The 14,952-nt window shown below is 39.3% G+C and carries 16 protein-coding genes; 14 read left to right on the top strand and 2 right to left on the bottom strand.

Features of this window, described 5'->3' with window-relative positions:
* Positions 1–45: 45 nt before the first annotated feature.
* From RWP19_RS00380 to RWP19_RS00370, 3 genes are all read left to right on the top strand, one after another.
* Positions 46–1,497, top strand: coding sequence for a nicotinate phosphoribosyltransferase (locus tag RWP19_RS00380; protein ID WP_314355997.1), 1,452 nt, complete (start codon positions 46–48; stop codon positions 1,495–1,497).
* Positions 1,498–1,505: 8 nt separating this feature from the next.
* The gene (gene nadE, locus RWP19_RS00375) at positions 1,506–2,273 is read left to right on the top strand and encodes an NAD(+) synthase (protein WP_295208078.1); all 768 of its coding nucleotides are present in this window, start codon (positions 1,506–1,508) and stop codon (positions 2,271–2,273) included.
* 165 nt (positions 2,274–2,438) lie between these two features.
* Positions 2,439–3,416 carry an asparaginase gene (locus RWP19_RS00370; RefSeq protein ID WP_314355996.1) on the top strand — a complete coding sequence of 326 codons (978 nt, stop codon included), beginning with the start codon at positions 2,439–2,441 and terminating at the stop codon, positions 3,414–3,416.
* A gap of 132 nt (positions 3,417–3,548) precedes the next feature.
* On the opposite strand, the gene RWP19_RS00365 is transcribed toward RWP19_RS00370, so the two are convergent.
* A complete protein-coding gene (locus RWP19_RS00365; protein ID WP_314355995.1) occupies positions 3,549–4,325 on the bottom strand; it encodes an adenosylcobinamide amidohydrolase in 777 nt (258 codons plus the stop codon).
* 164 nt (positions 4,326–4,489) lie between these two features.
* On the opposite strand from RWP19_RS00365, the gene RWP19_RS00360 reads away from it, so the two are divergent.
* Genes RWP19_RS00360 through yfbR form a run of 3 tightly spaced genes read left to right on the top strand, consistent with a single transcriptional unit; the run spans position 4,490 to position 6,884 of the window.
* Positions 4,490–5,416 (top strand): mechanosensitive ion channel family protein, encoded by a 927-nt coding sequence (locus RWP19_RS00360; protein ID WP_314355994.1) that lies wholly within the window; start codon positions 4,490–4,492, stop codon positions 5,414–5,416.
* A 23-nt stretch (positions 5,417–5,439) separates the two neighbouring features.
* A complete protein-coding gene (locus tag RWP19_RS00355) occupies positions 5,440–6,297 on the top strand; it encodes a D-alanyl-D-alanine carboxypeptidase family protein (protein ID WP_314355993.1) in 858 nt (285 codons plus the stop codon).
* Positions 6,294–6,884, top strand: coding sequence for a 5'-deoxynucleotidase (yfbR, locus tag RWP19_RS00350; RefSeq protein WP_314355992.1), 591 nt, complete (start codon positions 6,294–6,296; stop codon positions 6,882–6,884). The genes RWP19_RS00355 and yfbR overlap by 4 nt, the downstream gene beginning before the upstream one ends.
* Positions 6,885–6,954: 70 nt before the next feature.
* Here yfbR and RWP19_RS00345 read toward each other — a convergent pair whose 3' ends face one another.
* Positions 6,955–7,830 (bottom strand): QueG-associated DUF1730 domain-containing protein, encoded by an 876-nt coding sequence (locus tag RWP19_RS00345; protein ID WP_314356179.1) that lies wholly within the window; start codon positions 7,828–7,830, stop codon positions 6,955–6,957.
* 154 nt (positions 7,831–7,984) lie between these two features.
* Here RWP19_RS00345 and RWP19_RS00340 point away from each other — a divergent pair, with 154 nt between their 5' ends.
* From RWP19_RS00340 to RWP19_RS00305, 8 genes are read left to right on the top strand one after another with little or no spacing between them, the layout of a single operon-like run.
* On the top strand, positions 7,985–8,767 hold the full coding sequence (locus tag RWP19_RS00340; protein WP_314355991.1) for an FAD binding domain-containing protein: 783 nt from the start codon (positions 7,985–7,987) through the stop codon (positions 8,765–8,767).
* Positions 8,767–9,222, top strand: a complete 456-nt coding sequence (locus RWP19_RS00335) for a 2Fe-2S iron-sulfur cluster-binding protein (protein WP_314355990.1) — start codon at positions 8,767–8,769, stop codon at positions 9,220–9,222. Before RWP19_RS00340 ends, RWP19_RS00335 begins: the two co-directional genes overlap by 1 nt.
* Positions 9,222–11,516 carry a molybdopterin cofactor-binding domain-containing protein gene (locus tag RWP19_RS00330; protein ID WP_314355989.1) on the top strand — a complete coding sequence of 765 codons (2,295 nt, stop codon included), beginning with the start codon at positions 9,222–9,224 and terminating at the stop codon, positions 11,514–11,516. The genes RWP19_RS00335 and RWP19_RS00330 overlap by 1 nt, the downstream gene beginning before the upstream one ends.
* A gap of 41 nt (positions 11,517–11,557) precedes the next feature.
* The gene (gene yqeC / locus RWP19_RS00325) at positions 11,558–12,316 is read left to right on the top strand and encodes a selenium cofactor biosynthesis protein YqeC (protein ID WP_314355988.1); all 759 of its coding nucleotides are present in this window, start codon (positions 11,558–11,560) and stop codon (positions 12,314–12,316) included.
* 6 nt (positions 12,317–12,322) lie between these two features.
* A complete protein-coding gene (locus RWP19_RS00320) occupies positions 12,323–13,045 on the top strand; it encodes a nucleotidyltransferase family protein (RefSeq protein WP_314355987.1) in 723 nt (240 codons plus the stop codon).
* A complete protein-coding gene (yqeB, locus tag RWP19_RS00315) occupies positions 13,042–13,854 on the top strand; it encodes a selenium-dependent molybdenum cofactor biosynthesis protein YqeB (protein ID WP_314355986.1) in 813 nt (270 codons plus the stop codon). Before RWP19_RS00320 ends, yqeB begins: the two co-directional genes overlap by 4 nt.
* Complete coding sequence (locus RWP19_RS00310; protein ID WP_314355985.1) at positions 13,838–14,566, top strand: XdhC family protein; 729 nt, start codon at positions 13,838–13,840, stop codon at positions 14,564–14,566. The genes yqeB and RWP19_RS00310 overlap by 17 nt, the downstream gene beginning before the upstream one ends.
* Positions 14,556–14,870, top strand: a complete 315-nt coding sequence (locus tag RWP19_RS00305; protein WP_314355984.1) for an XdhC family protein — start codon at positions 14,556–14,558, stop codon at positions 14,868–14,870. The genes RWP19_RS00310 and RWP19_RS00305 overlap by 11 nt, the downstream gene beginning before the upstream one ends.
* The last annotated feature ends 82 nt before the right edge of the window (positions 14,871–14,952 follow it).

The following is a 14,952-nucleotide window of genomic DNA, read 5'->3' as shown; positions in this document are numbered from 1 at the left end:
TAACGATGTATCAAATCCATTAGTTTTTAGAAGGTTGGTGAACCTATGCAACACGACAGTCGCAATATTAGTATGCTCATGGATTTTTATGAGATGACCATGGCCCACGGTTATTTTACACAACATGAGAATACGGATCGCGTCGCATTTGATGTATTTTTTAGACGTAATCCCGATAAGGGTGGCTTTGCCATTTTTGGTGGGCTTGAACAGATTGTTGAGTACATTTTGAACTTGCATTTTGATGAAAGTGATATCGATTTTTTACGAAAACAAGGTATTTTTAGTGAAGAATTTTTAGCTTATCTAAAAGACTTCTCTTTCACTGGTGATGTATATGCATTTCCAGAAGGTTCTATTATTTATCCCAATGAACCGGTTATTACAATCGTAGCTCCTCTTATAGATGCACAAATTGTAGAAACTGCGGTCCTAACTATGATGAATCATCAGTCTCTTATTGCCACTAAGGCAAACCGTATCGTACGTGCTGCAGATGGTCGCATTGTTGCTGATTTTGGTGCACGCCGAGCTCATAATGTTGATGCTGCCGTATATGGTGCGAGAGCAGCCTATATTGGAGGGGTACAGTCTACGGCAACTGTTTTAGCAGGTCAACAATTTGGAATTCCTGTGAGCGGCACTATGGCGCATAGTTGGGTTATGTATCATGATTCAGAATATGAAGCTTTTAAAGCTTACGCTGAAGTCTATCCAGATGGAGCTGTTTTTTTAGTTGATACTTACGATGTTCTTAATTCTGGCATACCTAATGCTATTAAAGTAGCTAAAGACATATTAGAACCAATGGGAAAACGTTTAAAAGGTATTCGCCTTGACTCTGGTGACCTTGCATATTTAGCTAAGAAGGCTCGTCATATGCTTGATAAAGCTGGCTTAGAAGATTGTAAAATCATGGCCTCGAATAGCCTCGATGAATATACAATTACCTCCTTGTTGGGACAAGGTGGACCGATTGATATTTTTGGAGTAGGTGAAAGACTTATTACTTCAAAGAGTGATCCTGTATTTGGTGCAGTTTATAAGATTGCTGGCGTTGAAAAAAATGGTGTGTGGGAACCTCGTATCAAGATTTCCGAATCTGTTGAAAAAATTACGAATCCAGGATTAAAAAAGGTGTACCGTGTGTACAATGAGAAAGGTCGTGCCATTGCAGACTTATTAACATTGTTAGAAGATATGCCAAATACAACTGAACCATATCGTTATATTGATCCGGAACAACCTTGGCGTGAGCTGTACTTTGAAAATTGTACGTTTAAAGAGATGAAACAACTCATTATTAAGGATGGCAAGTTACTGGTAGAGTTACCAACCCTAGAAGAGCTTCGCCAGTATGTTAATGACCAATTGGCTAATGAAATTTGGTTAGAAGAACAGCGCTTTGAAAATCCACATCGTCATTATCTTGATATGAGTCCAGGTTATTATCAAATGAAAATGGATTTATTAAATCGTATTTTCCGGAAAAAATAGGAGGGATTATGTTAGATAATCCACAAGCTACTAAAGATGCTCTCGTTCAATGGATTAAAGATTATTTTAGTCAAAATGGACCTAACTGTAGTGCTGTTGTAGGTATTTCTGGTGGGAAAGACTCCACAATTGTAGCTGCCTTATGTAAAGAAGCTCTCGGTGTAGAGCGCGTAGTTGGTGTGCTCATGCCTAATGGTATTCAATCTGATATTGATGATGCCAAGGCTGTCGTCAATCACTTAGGTATTCCTCGTATTATTGTTAATATAGAATCTGCTTACGAGGCTTTAACAAATGCAATTATTCAAGGTGAAGGTTATGAAACTGTTATAGGTAGAGCTGATTTGTCCAGGGATGCTGTTATCAATACACCGCCTCGACTTCGTATGACAACGTTATATGCCATAGGTCAAAATTTACAAAACGGTGCACGTGTAGCCAATACATGCAATGGTTCTGAAGATTATGTGGGGTATTCTACAAAGTATGGTGATAGTGCAGGGGATTTTAGCCCTCTCGCTAATCTTGTTGTAGAAGAGGTGCGTCAAATTGGTCGATTGCTAGATATTCCTAAGTATCTTGTAGATAAGACCCCTAGTGATGGGCTCAGTGGACAATCTGATGAAGCTAAATTAGGTTTTACTTACGCAGTACTGGATCGATATATTAGAACTGGTGAGATTGATGACTTAGAAACGAAAAAGCGCATTGACCATTTGAACCGTATCAATAAGCATAAATTAGAATTGATGCCTTCCTTTTATCCACAGCGTTGAGTGAGAGCCTGTATGCTTCGCGATCTTGAATATGTCCTAAATAGGAATAGTAGTTAGCCAAGGACTCATTGATGATTGAGATAATTGTATTGAATAGACTAATTAATGCTAATGTTGATTAACACAAGACTTACTATCTTTTATGTATTTTATGTTGGAGGTAATATGGAGACAAAAATAGCTTTGATTGGTACGGGAGGTACGATTGCTGGACGAGGCGCATCCGATACAGATTTGACTGGCTATACTGCAGGTGTATTAGGTCTCAATGAAATTCTAGATTCTGTACCTGGTACAGAACCATATGGTCCATATACATATACTCAGTTTAGTAATATTGAAAGTTCTGATATTACTGTACAACATTGGTTGGATTTATCCAAGTTAGTACAAAAACTAGTCGATCAAGAGGATATAGGTGGTGTTGTTATTACTCATGGTACAGATAGCATGGAGGAGACAGCCTATTTTCTTAATCTTACTGTTCATACAGATAAGCCTATCGTTATTACTGGTTCTATGCGACCTGCTGGAGCAATTAGTGCAGATGGCCCTATTAATCTATTGCAAGCGATTCAAGTGGCGAGAACTCCAGAAACTATAGGTAAAGGTGTAATTGTTGTTCTAAATGGCTATATTGATGGGGCACGCGATGTTTCTAAGCGAAACACAACTAATGTAGCAACCTTTGACAGTCCATTAGTAGGTCACCTTGGTATTGTACAGGATGGTGTGGCTCATTATTATAAAGAATCTACTCGTCGTCATACAAAAGAATCTATCTTTGCTGTACATGAATTAAAAGAGTTACCTCGTGTAGTCATCTTGACGTGTTATGGTGGTATGGATGACATGATACCAATGAGTGTAGTTGCCACAAATCCGGATGGGCTCATCTTGACTGGGTTAGGGCATGGTACAATACCTCAAAATGTACGTCAAATAACACAAAATACAGTATTTCCAACTGTACGTGCCTCTCGTACGGGAAGTGGCATGGTATCTGCCGTACCACAAGATACTTTAGCTGGTTATCTTGTAAGTGATACATTGAGTCCTCAAAAAGCTCGTATTTTATTAATGCTTGGCCTTACAAAAACTAAAAGTCTTAAAAAATTACAACAGTACTTTTATGAATATTAATTAGAAAAATAAAAAAGATTTGAGAGAAACTCTCAAATCTTAATTTGATATTCATTTTCAAATATTATACTGTGAATAACAGTTTTATATGCAATGAACCGCACATCTCGATCGCCTAGGATGTGCGGTTTTTTATTCTGCGCCAATGGCGTTTTCTAAGGCCCGTTGGATACCTATATAAACAGATTTGGCTAATGTATCTCCAAATAGGGAGAAAGAGCCTGCATCCGTTAATACATCTCCAGTTGTATCAATGGTGAGAATAATACCATCTGTAGAGGTACCAGTAGCTGACGTTTTACGTTTTTTTGTAATGGCTTCCGGAATATTCTCATTAATAAATGGATAGAGGTGTACGCTTTCAACACCCCAATCTTGAAGGGCTGCTGTTTTAGCTTCAGTGATTGTCATGATGGCTTTCACCATAGCACTATCTGTTAAGGCCTTGTTAGTAAAAACAAGAATGTTAATGGTACCAGGTACGATAAAACTACCATTACGCTCTTCATAGCAATAACCGGTACCCGCACGATGGGCAGTTTTTTCATAGCCTGCAGTAACGATTGTCTCCACGATTGTATCGTGTTCTTCGACTTTAGCATATGCGTGAAGATTCATCGTAGCAGAGGTGAGCAATGCCGTACTAAAATGAACAGGCGTATCAATATGCTCAAACTCTTGTGCTAAATAATTCGCTACAGACCCGCCAGGTAAATCTTTTTCCGTTTCAATTTGATAGGTTAATTGTTGATTTCGTACAGCTAACGTATGGTGATATCCACCATTGAGTTGGCCACTAGATAAGGAATAATGAATGTCATCAAAATGTACTGTAACGGAGTTTAATTCTTTTGTTACATGCCCTCCAGTAGCAAGTTCTTGTGGTGCTTCGTATGGATTGTTAAACATATAAGTCTCCCTATATTTAGATTGTTATATATGTAATATAACGATATAATAACTTTATTATTATTTGGTAAATGCATATGTAAGATTATAGCATATGTATTTATTGTAATTACATTCTTATAGATTTTTATTGGTCTATAGTTATTAATATGGAGGTTAAAGCTTTGAATCTCTTAGCGAGTGCTTCTGAATTGCTTTTTAAAGATGCTAATATTTTAGTTCAAATACGTGATTGGTTCTTTGCACAGGCTGGCGATATATTATTAGCTCTAATTATGTTTTGGATAGGTCGTTATGCTATTAAATGGATAAAAGCCTTTGCAGTTCGCATCATGACGAAGGCGTCTTATGACTCTGCAGCGATGAGCTTTATTACGCAAATTATTAATTATGCGTTGCTTGTTGGGTTAATCTTGATTTGTTTAAATCAGATTGGCATTCCTACCACTTCCTTTGTAGCTGCCTTTGGTGCCTTCGGTTTAGGTATTGGTTTAGCATTACAAAACAACCTTTCTAACTTGGCTTCTGGTTTATTAATTCTTATATTTAAACCATTTAGAGCGGGTCATGTTATACAAGTTGGAGATACTGTAGGTAGTGTTAAGTCTATCCAATTTATGTATACTATTATCACTACTAAAGATCAAAAAAATGTGTATATACCAAACTCTATCCTTACCTCCCAAGCCATAACTAATATTGCTTATACTCATGAAAGGGTTATCCCGTTCGTCTTTGATATTGGTTATAACAATAATCATCATGAAGCAATTAAAATCTTAAAAAATATTTTTGCTGCTGATAAACGTGTACTCAATCCTAAAAATATGGAAATTGGTATTTCTGAATTTGGCGATAACTCTGTACGCATTGCTGCCTATGCACGTGTTAAGTCGAAAGACTTCTTAGATGTGCAATATGGAATTATGTCTGATGTAAAAGATGCGTTCGATAAATATGGTATTGATATTCCATATCCTCAACGTGTGGTGTATATTCAAAATGTAGATAACTCTACTGGTGAAATCAAAGGTACTAAGAAAAAAGCAACAGGAACGAATGTTGCCATTGATGATAGTCCAGAAAGTTAAATGTAATATAGAAAGTGAGATATATGATATCTTTAACAACTAATGCATATATGATATGGAAACGACTTGTTTTCGTAATAGCTTTTATAGGTTCAGTTTTACTGGGTTCTAGTATTTCTTATGCGGCATATATCGCACCGCCATCTACAGTAGGGGAGGCGGTCGTTCTTATTGATGCTGATACAAAGGAAATCTTATTTGCAAAGAATCCAGATAAATGGATGCATCCTGCTAGTACTACGAAAATGGTTACATTGTTAACAGCTCTAGAACTCAAAGGTACACAACTTGATGAACTGGCGACTATTAGTAGTTATGCCACTAGTATGGAGGAATCCAATCTGGGGGTTCGCGTTGGTGATCAAATTACCTTGGAAGGCGTTCTTGAAGGTATGATGGTTGCCAGTGGCAATGATGCAGCTGTTGTAGTAGCAGAAAATGTAAGTGGCTCTGTGGAGAACTTTGCAAAGGATATGAATCGTATTGCTGCAAAAGCAGGGGCTAAAAACAGTGTTTTCTTAAACCCTCATGGTTTGACGCAAATGGGCCATCACTCTACGGCTCGCGACTTGGCAATGATTGCAGCGTATGGTATGAAGTACCAGATGTTCCGTGATAAGGTAGCAAATGATTATTATAAGGTACCTTATCAAAATCGTACACCAGAAACAATTCGTACCACAAACCATTTTATTCGCAATAAATATCCTGGAGCTAATGGTTTGAAAACTGGCTTTACAAATGCTGCAGGAGAATGTTTGATTGCATCGGCTACTCGTAATGGTCATACTATGATTGTAGTTATGCTTAACGATGATAACCGTTGGAATGAAGCTGTGCAGTTCCTTGATTATGGTTTTAAACTACGGGGGGTTATATGAGTTCATTCTTTGCCTTTTTAAAACGTATGCGCTTTATTAACCGATGGAGCCTTATGCGTAATACAGAAACAGAAAATATTCAAGAGCATAGTCTCGAAGTTGCCATGGTAGCCCATAATTTAGCGGCTTTAAAAAATGAATACTTTGGTGGTAATGTAGATATTAATAAGGTAGCTGTTATTGCCATGTATCATGAGGTAAGTGAAATCTTTACGGGCGATATGCCAACACCGATTAAATACTTTGATCCAAAGCTTCGTGAACTTTATGGTGAAGTTGAAACATTGGCGCAAGAGAAAATGTTGTCTACTTTACCAGAACGATTGCAAGTTGTTTATAAGCCTTTTATTGTAGATGCAGAGGAGAGTCCTGAATGGCCAATCGTTAAGGCTGCAGATACAATTTCAGCGTATATGAAATGCGTAAAAGAACTCAAGGCAGGGAATGATGAGTTTAAAGAAGCACATGATTCTATTTTAGGGAAATTAAAATTGTTGAACATGCCTGAAGTTGATATGTTCCTTGAAACCTATATGCCTGCTCTTGGTAAGAGCTTGGATGAATTAAATTATTACGAAATCAAATAAGGATTAACTAAATAATGAGCAAAAAGAGACGACTGATAGTCGTCTCTTTTGTTCTGTACAATTATAATATCTATTTACCTTCTATAATTTCTTGATTCCTCAGTAATATTTTCTTCCCACGCCACGAGAATGCCCGGTGCCCATATTTAGCTTTGAACTCTTTGTTTGTAAGCATTTCTAGTTCATTAATATCGATGTGTGGTTCGATTTGTTGGAACTCGAGAATTGGTGTTGTGGGAATACTTTGATTATGGGGGCACACCTCTTGGCATACATCGCAGCCAAACAATAATGGAGTTTTAGCTATAATATGTTGTTCTTGGTCGGTGAGTTCGCCTTTTTTCTGTGTTAAGTAGCTTTTACAAGTATTGTATTTGAATTCTTCGTGCCCTAAGCATTGACCTAGACAAGCGGTAATACAACGATTACAACCCATGCAAGATTGATTGAGAGGCGTATTCGGTTTCAATTCTAGTGTTGTTAGAATGGTACCGATGACTACATAGGAACCCCATTTGGGGCTAATGAAACAATTGTTTTTCCCATAGAACCCAAGGCCTGCTAAGTAGGCCATATAACGATCTGCGAGAGGTGAGGTATCACAATGTATAGAAAACTGAGCTGAAGTATTCTTTTTTTGTAATTTTTCAATAAGTTTTTCTAAATATTCATTAATGACCAGGTGATAATCTGTGCCCCATGTATAGCGGGATAGATTGGATGGACCGGTATGTTCTACGTAGTATGGAAATAGACAGACAATAGCACTTTTAGGAGTGAACTCAGTTGTTCCTAGTAGTCGTTCCTCTACATCTGCAGCTGTAAATGGACAGGGATTAGTTTCGTATAAAATGGTTTTTGCATTTTCAGGTAGAGGCCAAGGGGCAATCCCAAATTCATAAATATGTAATTCTTTGCAAAATTCCTGTAAATGTATATCTTTCATCATAGATTTAGTGGCGAATAATTGGTAAAATAAAAATATAAGAAACGTGAGGAATTCTATAGATTCCTGCTAAGTTTGTAGTTCGGTGATATCTGTATTTTTGTGGTTATCATCCAGTTCTGTTAGTATTAGTATACCATTGAGAGGACAGATTATGTTAGCATTTATGAAAGTATTACAACCGAAGACGGTGGAAGAGGCTTATGAATTAGCCATAAAAAACAAAACTGCCCCAATGCTAGCTGGCGGCTGTTGGTTGCGTTTAGGTCGACGCACATGGCCTGCCGTAATTGATATGGCTAGTCTTGATTTGCGTTATGTTCGTGAAGAGGATAACGAATTTGTCATTGGTGCTATGGCAACGCAAGGCGACGTGGAACGTTTTGAGCCATTACAACAATTCTGTGGCGGTGCTGTTGTTAAAGGTGTTAAAGAAATTCTTGGCATTCAATTCCGCAACACTGCTACTATGGGTGGATCTGTAGCAAGCCGCTTCGGCTTTTCCGATATTATTCCTGCATTAATGGCAGTACATGCTGACATCGTTACTTTTAAAGGCGGTCGCATGTCCATACATGACTATATGAAATACAGAGAACGTGATATCCTCGTGGAAATTCGTATTCCTAAAGTAGATGTGCCTGTAGCTGTAGAGGCTCTTCGCATCTCTCGTGGTGACTTCCCAGTGTTGACAGGTGCTCTTCGCCGTGATGACAAAGGCGTTGAAGTGTACATCGGTACAAGACCTGGAGTGCCCCAATTAGCAGAAAAAGCAAGTGCTCTGCTTTCAGAAAAAGGATTGTCTGCAGCAAAAGAAGCAGGTCAATTAGCATCTGAAGAATTAGTTTACCAATCTAACTCTCATGCTTCCAAAGAATATCGCATGGAAATGGTGAAAGCAATGGTTCAACGCTTGTCTAAGGAGGTGGTACAATAATGGAACTCGTACTTAATATTAATAATAAAAATGTAACTGTTAATGTGCCAACTGATGAAATGTTGTTGGATACATTGCGTAATCTTGGTTACTACAGCGTACGTTGTGGCTGTGACACAACAAACTGTGGCCTTTGCACTGTATGGGTAGATGACGAAATTATCTTGTCTTGTGCATACCCTACATTCCGTGCACCAGGTCATAAAATTATTACATTAGAAGGCTTGCAAGAAGAGGCTGAATTATTAGCGGCTTGTATTGCTAGCGAAGGCGCTGACCAATGCGGTTTCTGTACAACTGGTATGATGATGAGTGCTATCAACTTAAAACGTAAAAATCCAAAGGCTAGTGATGATGAGATTCGTGAATACCTCATCGGTAATTTGTGCCGTTGTACTGGCTATGAATCACAACTTCGAGGGGTTCGTAAATTCTTAGAAGGAGGCCTAAAATAATGAATAAGCATATTGGTAAATCTTATGACAAGGTTGACTCTAAAGGTATTTTGACGGGGAAACCGTCTTATACTGGCGATTTTGTTCCAAAAGATGCGCTCGTTATTAAGGTTCTTCGTAGCCCTCATGCACAGGCGCGCATTAAATCTATTGATACATCCAAAGCAAAGTTGATTCCGGGAATTGAGGCAATTTTTACGCATGAAGATGTGCCTAATACTCGATTTACATTGGCTGGCCAAAGCTATCCAGAACCATCTGCCTATGATGCTCTCATTTTAGATCCAGTAGTTCGCTATGTAGGAGATGAAGTAGCACTTATTGTAGCAAAAGATGAGACTACAGCTCTTAAAGCAATGCCTCTTATCAAGGTTGAGTACGAAATACAAAAACCAGTACTTGATATGCATACGGCTATCGATCATGAAACAGTAGTCCACCCTGAAGATGATATTCTTAATCATATCCCTGTAGGTCAAGATTATAAACGTAATATTTGCGTATCCTATCATAAACGAGTAGGCGATATTGAAGCTGAATTGGCAAAATGTGATTATGTAGTAGATGGTACTTACTTTGACCAGGCTACACGCCAAACAGCAATGGAACCATTCCAAAGTTATGGTTACATTGATGCATTAGGTCGTGTAGTTATCGTATCTTCCACACAAATCGTATTCCATGTACGCCGTCATATTGCGCGTGCCTTAGGCATTCCGGCTACAAAGGTTCGCGTAATCAAACCTCGTATCGGCGGTGGTTTCGGTTCTAAACAAACGGCTTGCACAGAACTTATGACAGCTTTTGTAGCGTGGACTTTAAAGAAACCTTGTTATCTTTTATATGATCGTACTGAAGCGCAAACTTGCTCTACTACACGTCATGCCCGTGAATGGCAAATTCGTGTAGGTGCCACAAAAGATGGCATCATCAAGGTTATAGATATGGATTCTATTACTGATGCAGGTGCTCATGCAACTCACTGCTTCACTACCACAACAGCAGGTGAACATAAGTCTATTCCTTTGTATAATAAAGCGACAGCTGTTCATTATGGTACAGAAGGCGTTTATATGAACCATACACCAGGCGGTGCATTCCGTGGTTATGGTGCTACCGAAGCATTGTGGCCATTAGAGTGTGCTGTTAATAACCTGGCGGACAAGATGGGGGTAGACCCTGCTGAATTACGTCAAAAAAACTTGATTGCTCAAGGTGAACAAAGCTTGGTATACGCTCCAGATGAATATCTTGACTCTGGTCTATTCCAAGATACAGTAAACCGCGTAAAAGAAATGGCTCGTTGGGATGAGCGTCCTCACTCTTGGGATATTGACGAACGTTATCGCGGTGGACTTGGCATGGCGTTGGCATTACAAGGTTCTGGTGTTGCTAACATTGACGTAGCATCTGTAGAAATTCGTCTTGGTGATGATGGTAACTATACATTGTACACTGGTTCTTCCGATATGGGGATGGGTGCTAATACCGTACTGACTCAAATGGCTTGTGAAATCATCGGCTGTCCTATGGAATACATGACTGTTATCGAATCTGATACAGACATCGTGCCATTTGACCCAGGTTCCTATGCGTCTAGTACAACATACGTAACTGGTACGGCGGCTAAGATGGCTGCTGAAGAATTACGCACTAAGATTATTGCTAAGTTTGCTCAATTCTTCGATACAGATGTAGAAAATGTCGACTTTGATGGCGTTGTAGCTACCACAAAAGATGGTTCTCAAACTATGGATATCCATCAATTAGCTCCAAAATTATTGGTAGGCGTTAATGCAGAACAATTGTCTGGTTTCGCTACATGGGGCAGTCATACATCCCCACCTCCATTCATGGCAACTATTGCAGAGGTAAAAGTAGACAAACAAACTGGTAAGGTTATTCCGCTTCATACATACTCCTGCATCGACTGCGGTACTGTTATCAATCCTAAATTGGCTCGTGTTCAAGTTGAAGGCGGCGTAGTACAAGCTATCGGCATGGCGTTATATGAAGATATACGCTATTCCAATAATGGTCGTTTAGAGACTAATAACCTTATGACTTATAAAATTCCAACCCGTCAAGATATCGGTGAGTTACATGTAGACTTTGTAGAGTCTTATGAACCGACAGGCGGATTTGGTGCTAAATCTATTGGTGAAGTTGTTATTAATACGGCTAGTCCAGCTATTCAACATGCTATTAAAAATGCAGTTGGTGCGGACGTTCGTACATTACCTATGACACCTGAGAAGGTGTTTATGGCTATGGACGAGAAATATAAAGTATAGAGATTTCTATTTACTTTTCCTTTCTAAGGAGGCCTGGTTTTATGACATCACAAACATCCTATTGGAATCGATTGATTCGGCCGGGAATCGTGGCCCTTGTTGGGGCAGGCGGCAAAACGACTGTGCTTTCAAAATTAGTGGAATATGGAAGGCTGAAAGGTCAACCCATCGTGGTTACGACTACGACTCGACTCTATGAATCTCAAGTGGCTCATTATGAACCGATTTATACTCGAAATATTAATGAAGCTGATGAATATTGTACTGATCGTATTTTGCGTGGATATTGTGGTGCGTGGTTCTCTGGCATTACAGGAACAAAAGTGGACTCCTTAGATTGTGATCTTATCGATGGTTTAGCAAAATTGCATCCGAACTGGCAAATTGTAGTGGAAGCAGATGGAGCAAAGGAAAAATGGCTTAAGGCGCCTAAGACGACTGAGCCAGTCATCCCATCTCTCACAAAGACTACGATTGGTCTTGTGAATTTACAAATGTTAGGAGCGCCGCTTGATGATGAGCACGTGCATAACATCGAGCTTGTTCAAGATATTGTGAAACGCAATATGGGTGCTATTGTAACACCGCGCATGTTGGCCGATCTTGTGCTCCATAAACAAGGATTATTCCAATACAGTAAAGGTAAAAAAATTCTGTTTTGTACTGGTTATGAAACGGTGCAACATCGCATCATTGATGATTTTATTGATCATATTGTAGATAGCGACATTTCCGATATCATCTTAGCTGATGGATACAAAGCAAGTTGTGAAATCCGTCGCATTATTCAATGTCGGTAGGTACTCATGACTTATGTGAAAGCAAAATCTAATACCGCTTTCAGTCCCATGAGAGACCCCATAGACCGTCGTCCTTTGCATATTGGCATTGTCCTCCTCGTAGGAGGTCAATCCAAGCGCATGGGATGTAATAAGCAGCTTTTGCCTTGGCGTGGTAAAACTGTTTTAGATGCGGTCTGTGGGGCTCTTCATTGTGGATGGAATGATTCGGTAGAACTTACTGAATCCTGTAAACTACCTTTTGTAGCGGTTACTGGTGATGATCATGAAAGATTAGAACCTATAGTTACGAGCTATGGGTTTGAAGTGGTTCAGAATGAACATCCTAATCGTGGACAAGGCCTGTCCATAGCGATAGGAGTACGTCATTTGGTAGAAAACTCACCGATACCGCTAGACGGCATTCTTTGTTCTGTAGGGGATCAACCACTATTGACTGGAAATGTTGTACATCAGATTATTAGTGCATTTAGTGATAACTTTCATTCGAAAACTATCGTCGTCCCGCATTATGGGGCGAATTATCAGTCGGGAAATCCTGTTCTATTTGGTTCACATTGGTTTGAATCATTGCAACATATCCAAGGGGATCAAGGTGGCAAAACTATCATTCGCGGTAGTGGTAAAGACCATGTTATCAAATTATGGATTCGTGACGATGTTGGATATGATATTGACACACCCGATGATTTTGAGCGTTTGAAACAACGTGAAAGTGAGGCATTATGAAACCATTAGTACTTATGCGCGGAGGCGGAGATATCGCTTCTGGCGCTGTATATAGATTGAAACGTGCAGGCTATCCTGTGGTGATTAACGAAATCGCCATTCCTACCATGATTCGCCGTGAAGTATGTTATGGCAATGCTGTGCATCGTGGAGAAATGATTTTGGAACGCTTTGTAGCACGTCATGTATCCCTTAGCGAAGTAGCAGATACTTTGGCACAAGGTGTTATTCCCGTTGTGACTAGTTCATATGAAGAGCTACTTGATACATTGAAGCCAGCTATTGTTGTAGATGCTATTTTAAGTAAAAAGAATCTTGGTACCAAACGTGATGATGCAGATCTCGTCATTGGTGTGGGGCCTGGATTTACTGCAGGGCATGATGTGGATGTTGTTATTGAAACCATGCGCGGTCATTACTTAGGTCGTTGCATCTATGATGGCCCAGCGCAGCCTAATACGGGGATTCCCGGTAATGTAGGCGGTTATACTCATGAACGTGTTATTCACTCATCAAAGGCTGGTCTGTTTACAGCTAAGCGCCATATTGGCGATTCTGTACAAGCTAATGAAGTCATTGGTTATGTAGATAAAGAGCCAGTGCGGGCAAAAATTACAGGTATTCTTAGAGGTATTCTTAAGAGCGGGCTCATCGTATCCGACCATTTTAAATTGGCCGATGTAGATGCTCGTTGTGAAGAAGCTCATTGTTATAGTATTTCAGATAAATCCCTTGCCGTTGGTGGCGGTGTTTTAGAAGCTGTTACTGCATGGGAGTATGAAAGGAATCAAGATGGAAACGATCTATGATGTGATGAAAGACCGTCTTCAGCTTACAGAAACTACGCTGATGGTTACTATATTGTCTGGCCCTCGTCAAGGGGATAAGACAATTTATGCTGAAGATGGTAGTGTTTTGTATGGCACACCAATCGAAGGATTTATGGTAGATAAAGCAAAGCTTAATTCTTTATGTATGGTAGGCGAAGCGGAATGTTTCGTACAACCTGTAGAAAACGATCCATCTGTTCTCGTATTGGGTGCTGGTCATGTGAGCCGTGCTATTACCGATTTATTATTATTTATTGGGTGCCGTGTAACTGTTGTAGATGACCGCCCAGAATATGTAGTTCCTGAATTCTTTGATGAACGTGTAACTCGTAAATGCTTACCATTAGAAAACTTTAAAAATGATTTACCTCTTGATGAATATAATGGCTTTATTATTGTTACTCGTGCTCATGAGTATGATAATGTATGCTTAGAACAATTGCGCGATTATTTGCCAACCTATATGGGTGTTATGGGCAGTCAAAAGCGTATTCATTATGCATTTGAAGTATTGCGTGAACAAGGTTGGACGCAAGAAGAATTAGATATGGTATATGCACCAATTGGTCTAGACTTAGGTGCACAAACTCCTGAGGAGATTGCATTATCTATCGTTAGCGAATATTTGGCAGTGGTGCGTGGTAAAAAAGGCGGCTCATTGCAGAAAGGTAGAGTGAGCTATGAATCGTGAGTTTATTGAATATTTAAGTGCTCGTAAAAATGAAACACTAGCTGTAGCTACTATTTTATTTACCCGTGGTTCTACACCGCGTAAGGCTGGTACATCTATGGTAGTATTCCCAGATGGATCTATCTTTGGTACTATCGGGGGTGGTCGTGCTGAAAATGAGATTCGTCTAAGCGCTATTGATTCTTTGAATAAAAAAGAAGCACATCGTCGTATCGAAGTTCTTTTAGATGACGATGTAGCTGTAAAAGAAGGTATGGTGTGTGGCGGACAGATGGATGTGTGGATTGAAACACAAAACATCTAAGTATATTAAATTTACAGTGCTTTTAAAATGAGTTAAAATATAAGGTGCAGTCAAGCAGTTGGCTGCACCTTATTATTTTGTA

It is taken from the genome of uncultured Veillonella sp. (assembly GCF_963522475.1).
GTDB lineage: Bacteria > Bacillota > Negativicutes > Veillonellales > Veillonellaceae > Veillonella.
The sequence above is the reverse complement of the archived record's forward strand: the minus strand, read 5'-3'. Positions and strand labels throughout refer to the sequence as shown.

Bases quoted from the DNA above. Each gene is read 5' to 3' on its own strand.
- RWP19_RS00380 (WP_314355997.1), top strand. From the start codon at position 46: ATGCAACACGACAGTCGCAATATTAGTATGCTCATGGATTTTTATGAG.
- nadE (WP_295208078.1), top strand. From the start codon at position 1,506: ATGTTAGATAATCCACAAGCTACTAAAGATGCTCTCGTTCAATGGATT.
- RWP19_RS00370 (WP_314355996.1), top strand. From the start codon at position 2,439: ATGGAGACAAAAATAGCTTTGATTGGTACGGGAGGTACGATTGCTGGA.
- RWP19_RS00365 (WP_314355995.1), bottom strand. From the start codon at position 4,325: ATGTTTAACAATCCATACGAAGCACCACAAGAACTTGCTACTGGAGGG.
- RWP19_RS00355 (WP_314355993.1), top strand. From the start codon at position 5,440: ATGATATCTTTAACAACTAATGCATATATGATATGGAAACGACTTGTT.
- yfbR (WP_314355992.1), top strand. From the start codon at position 6,294: ATGAGTTCATTCTTTGCCTTTTTAAAACGTATGCGCTTTATTAACCGA.
- RWP19_RS00345 (WP_314356179.1), bottom strand. From the start codon at position 7,830: ATGAAAGATATACATTTACAGGAATTTTGCAAAGAATTACATATTTAT.
- RWP19_RS00340 (WP_314355991.1), top strand. From the start codon at position 7,985: ATGTTAGCATTTATGAAAGTATTACAACCGAAGACGGTGGAAGAGGCT.
- RWP19_RS00335 (WP_314355990.1), top strand. From the start codon at position 8,767: ATGGAACTCGTACTTAATATTAATAATAAAAATGTAACTGTTAATGTG.
- RWP19_RS00330 (WP_314355989.1), top strand. From the start codon at position 9,222: ATGAATAAGCATATTGGTAAATCTTATGACAAGGTTGACTCTAAAGGT.
- yqeC (WP_314355988.1), top strand. From the start codon at position 11,558: ATGACATCACAAACATCCTATTGGAATCGATTGATTCGGCCGGGAATC.
- RWP19_RS00320 (WP_314355987.1), top strand. From the start codon at position 12,323: ATGACTTATGTGAAAGCAAAATCTAATACCGCTTTCAGTCCCATGAGA.
- yqeB (WP_314355986.1), top strand. From the start codon at position 13,042: ATGAAACCATTAGTACTTATGCGCGGAGGCGGAGATATCGCTTCTGGC.
- RWP19_RS00310 (WP_314355985.1), top strand. From the start codon at position 13,838: ATGGAAACGATCTATGATGTGATGAAAGACCGTCTTCAGCTTACAGAA.
- RWP19_RS00305 (WP_314355984.1), top strand. From the start codon at position 14,556: ATGAATCGTGAGTTTATTGAATATTTAAGTGCTCGTAAAAATGAAACA.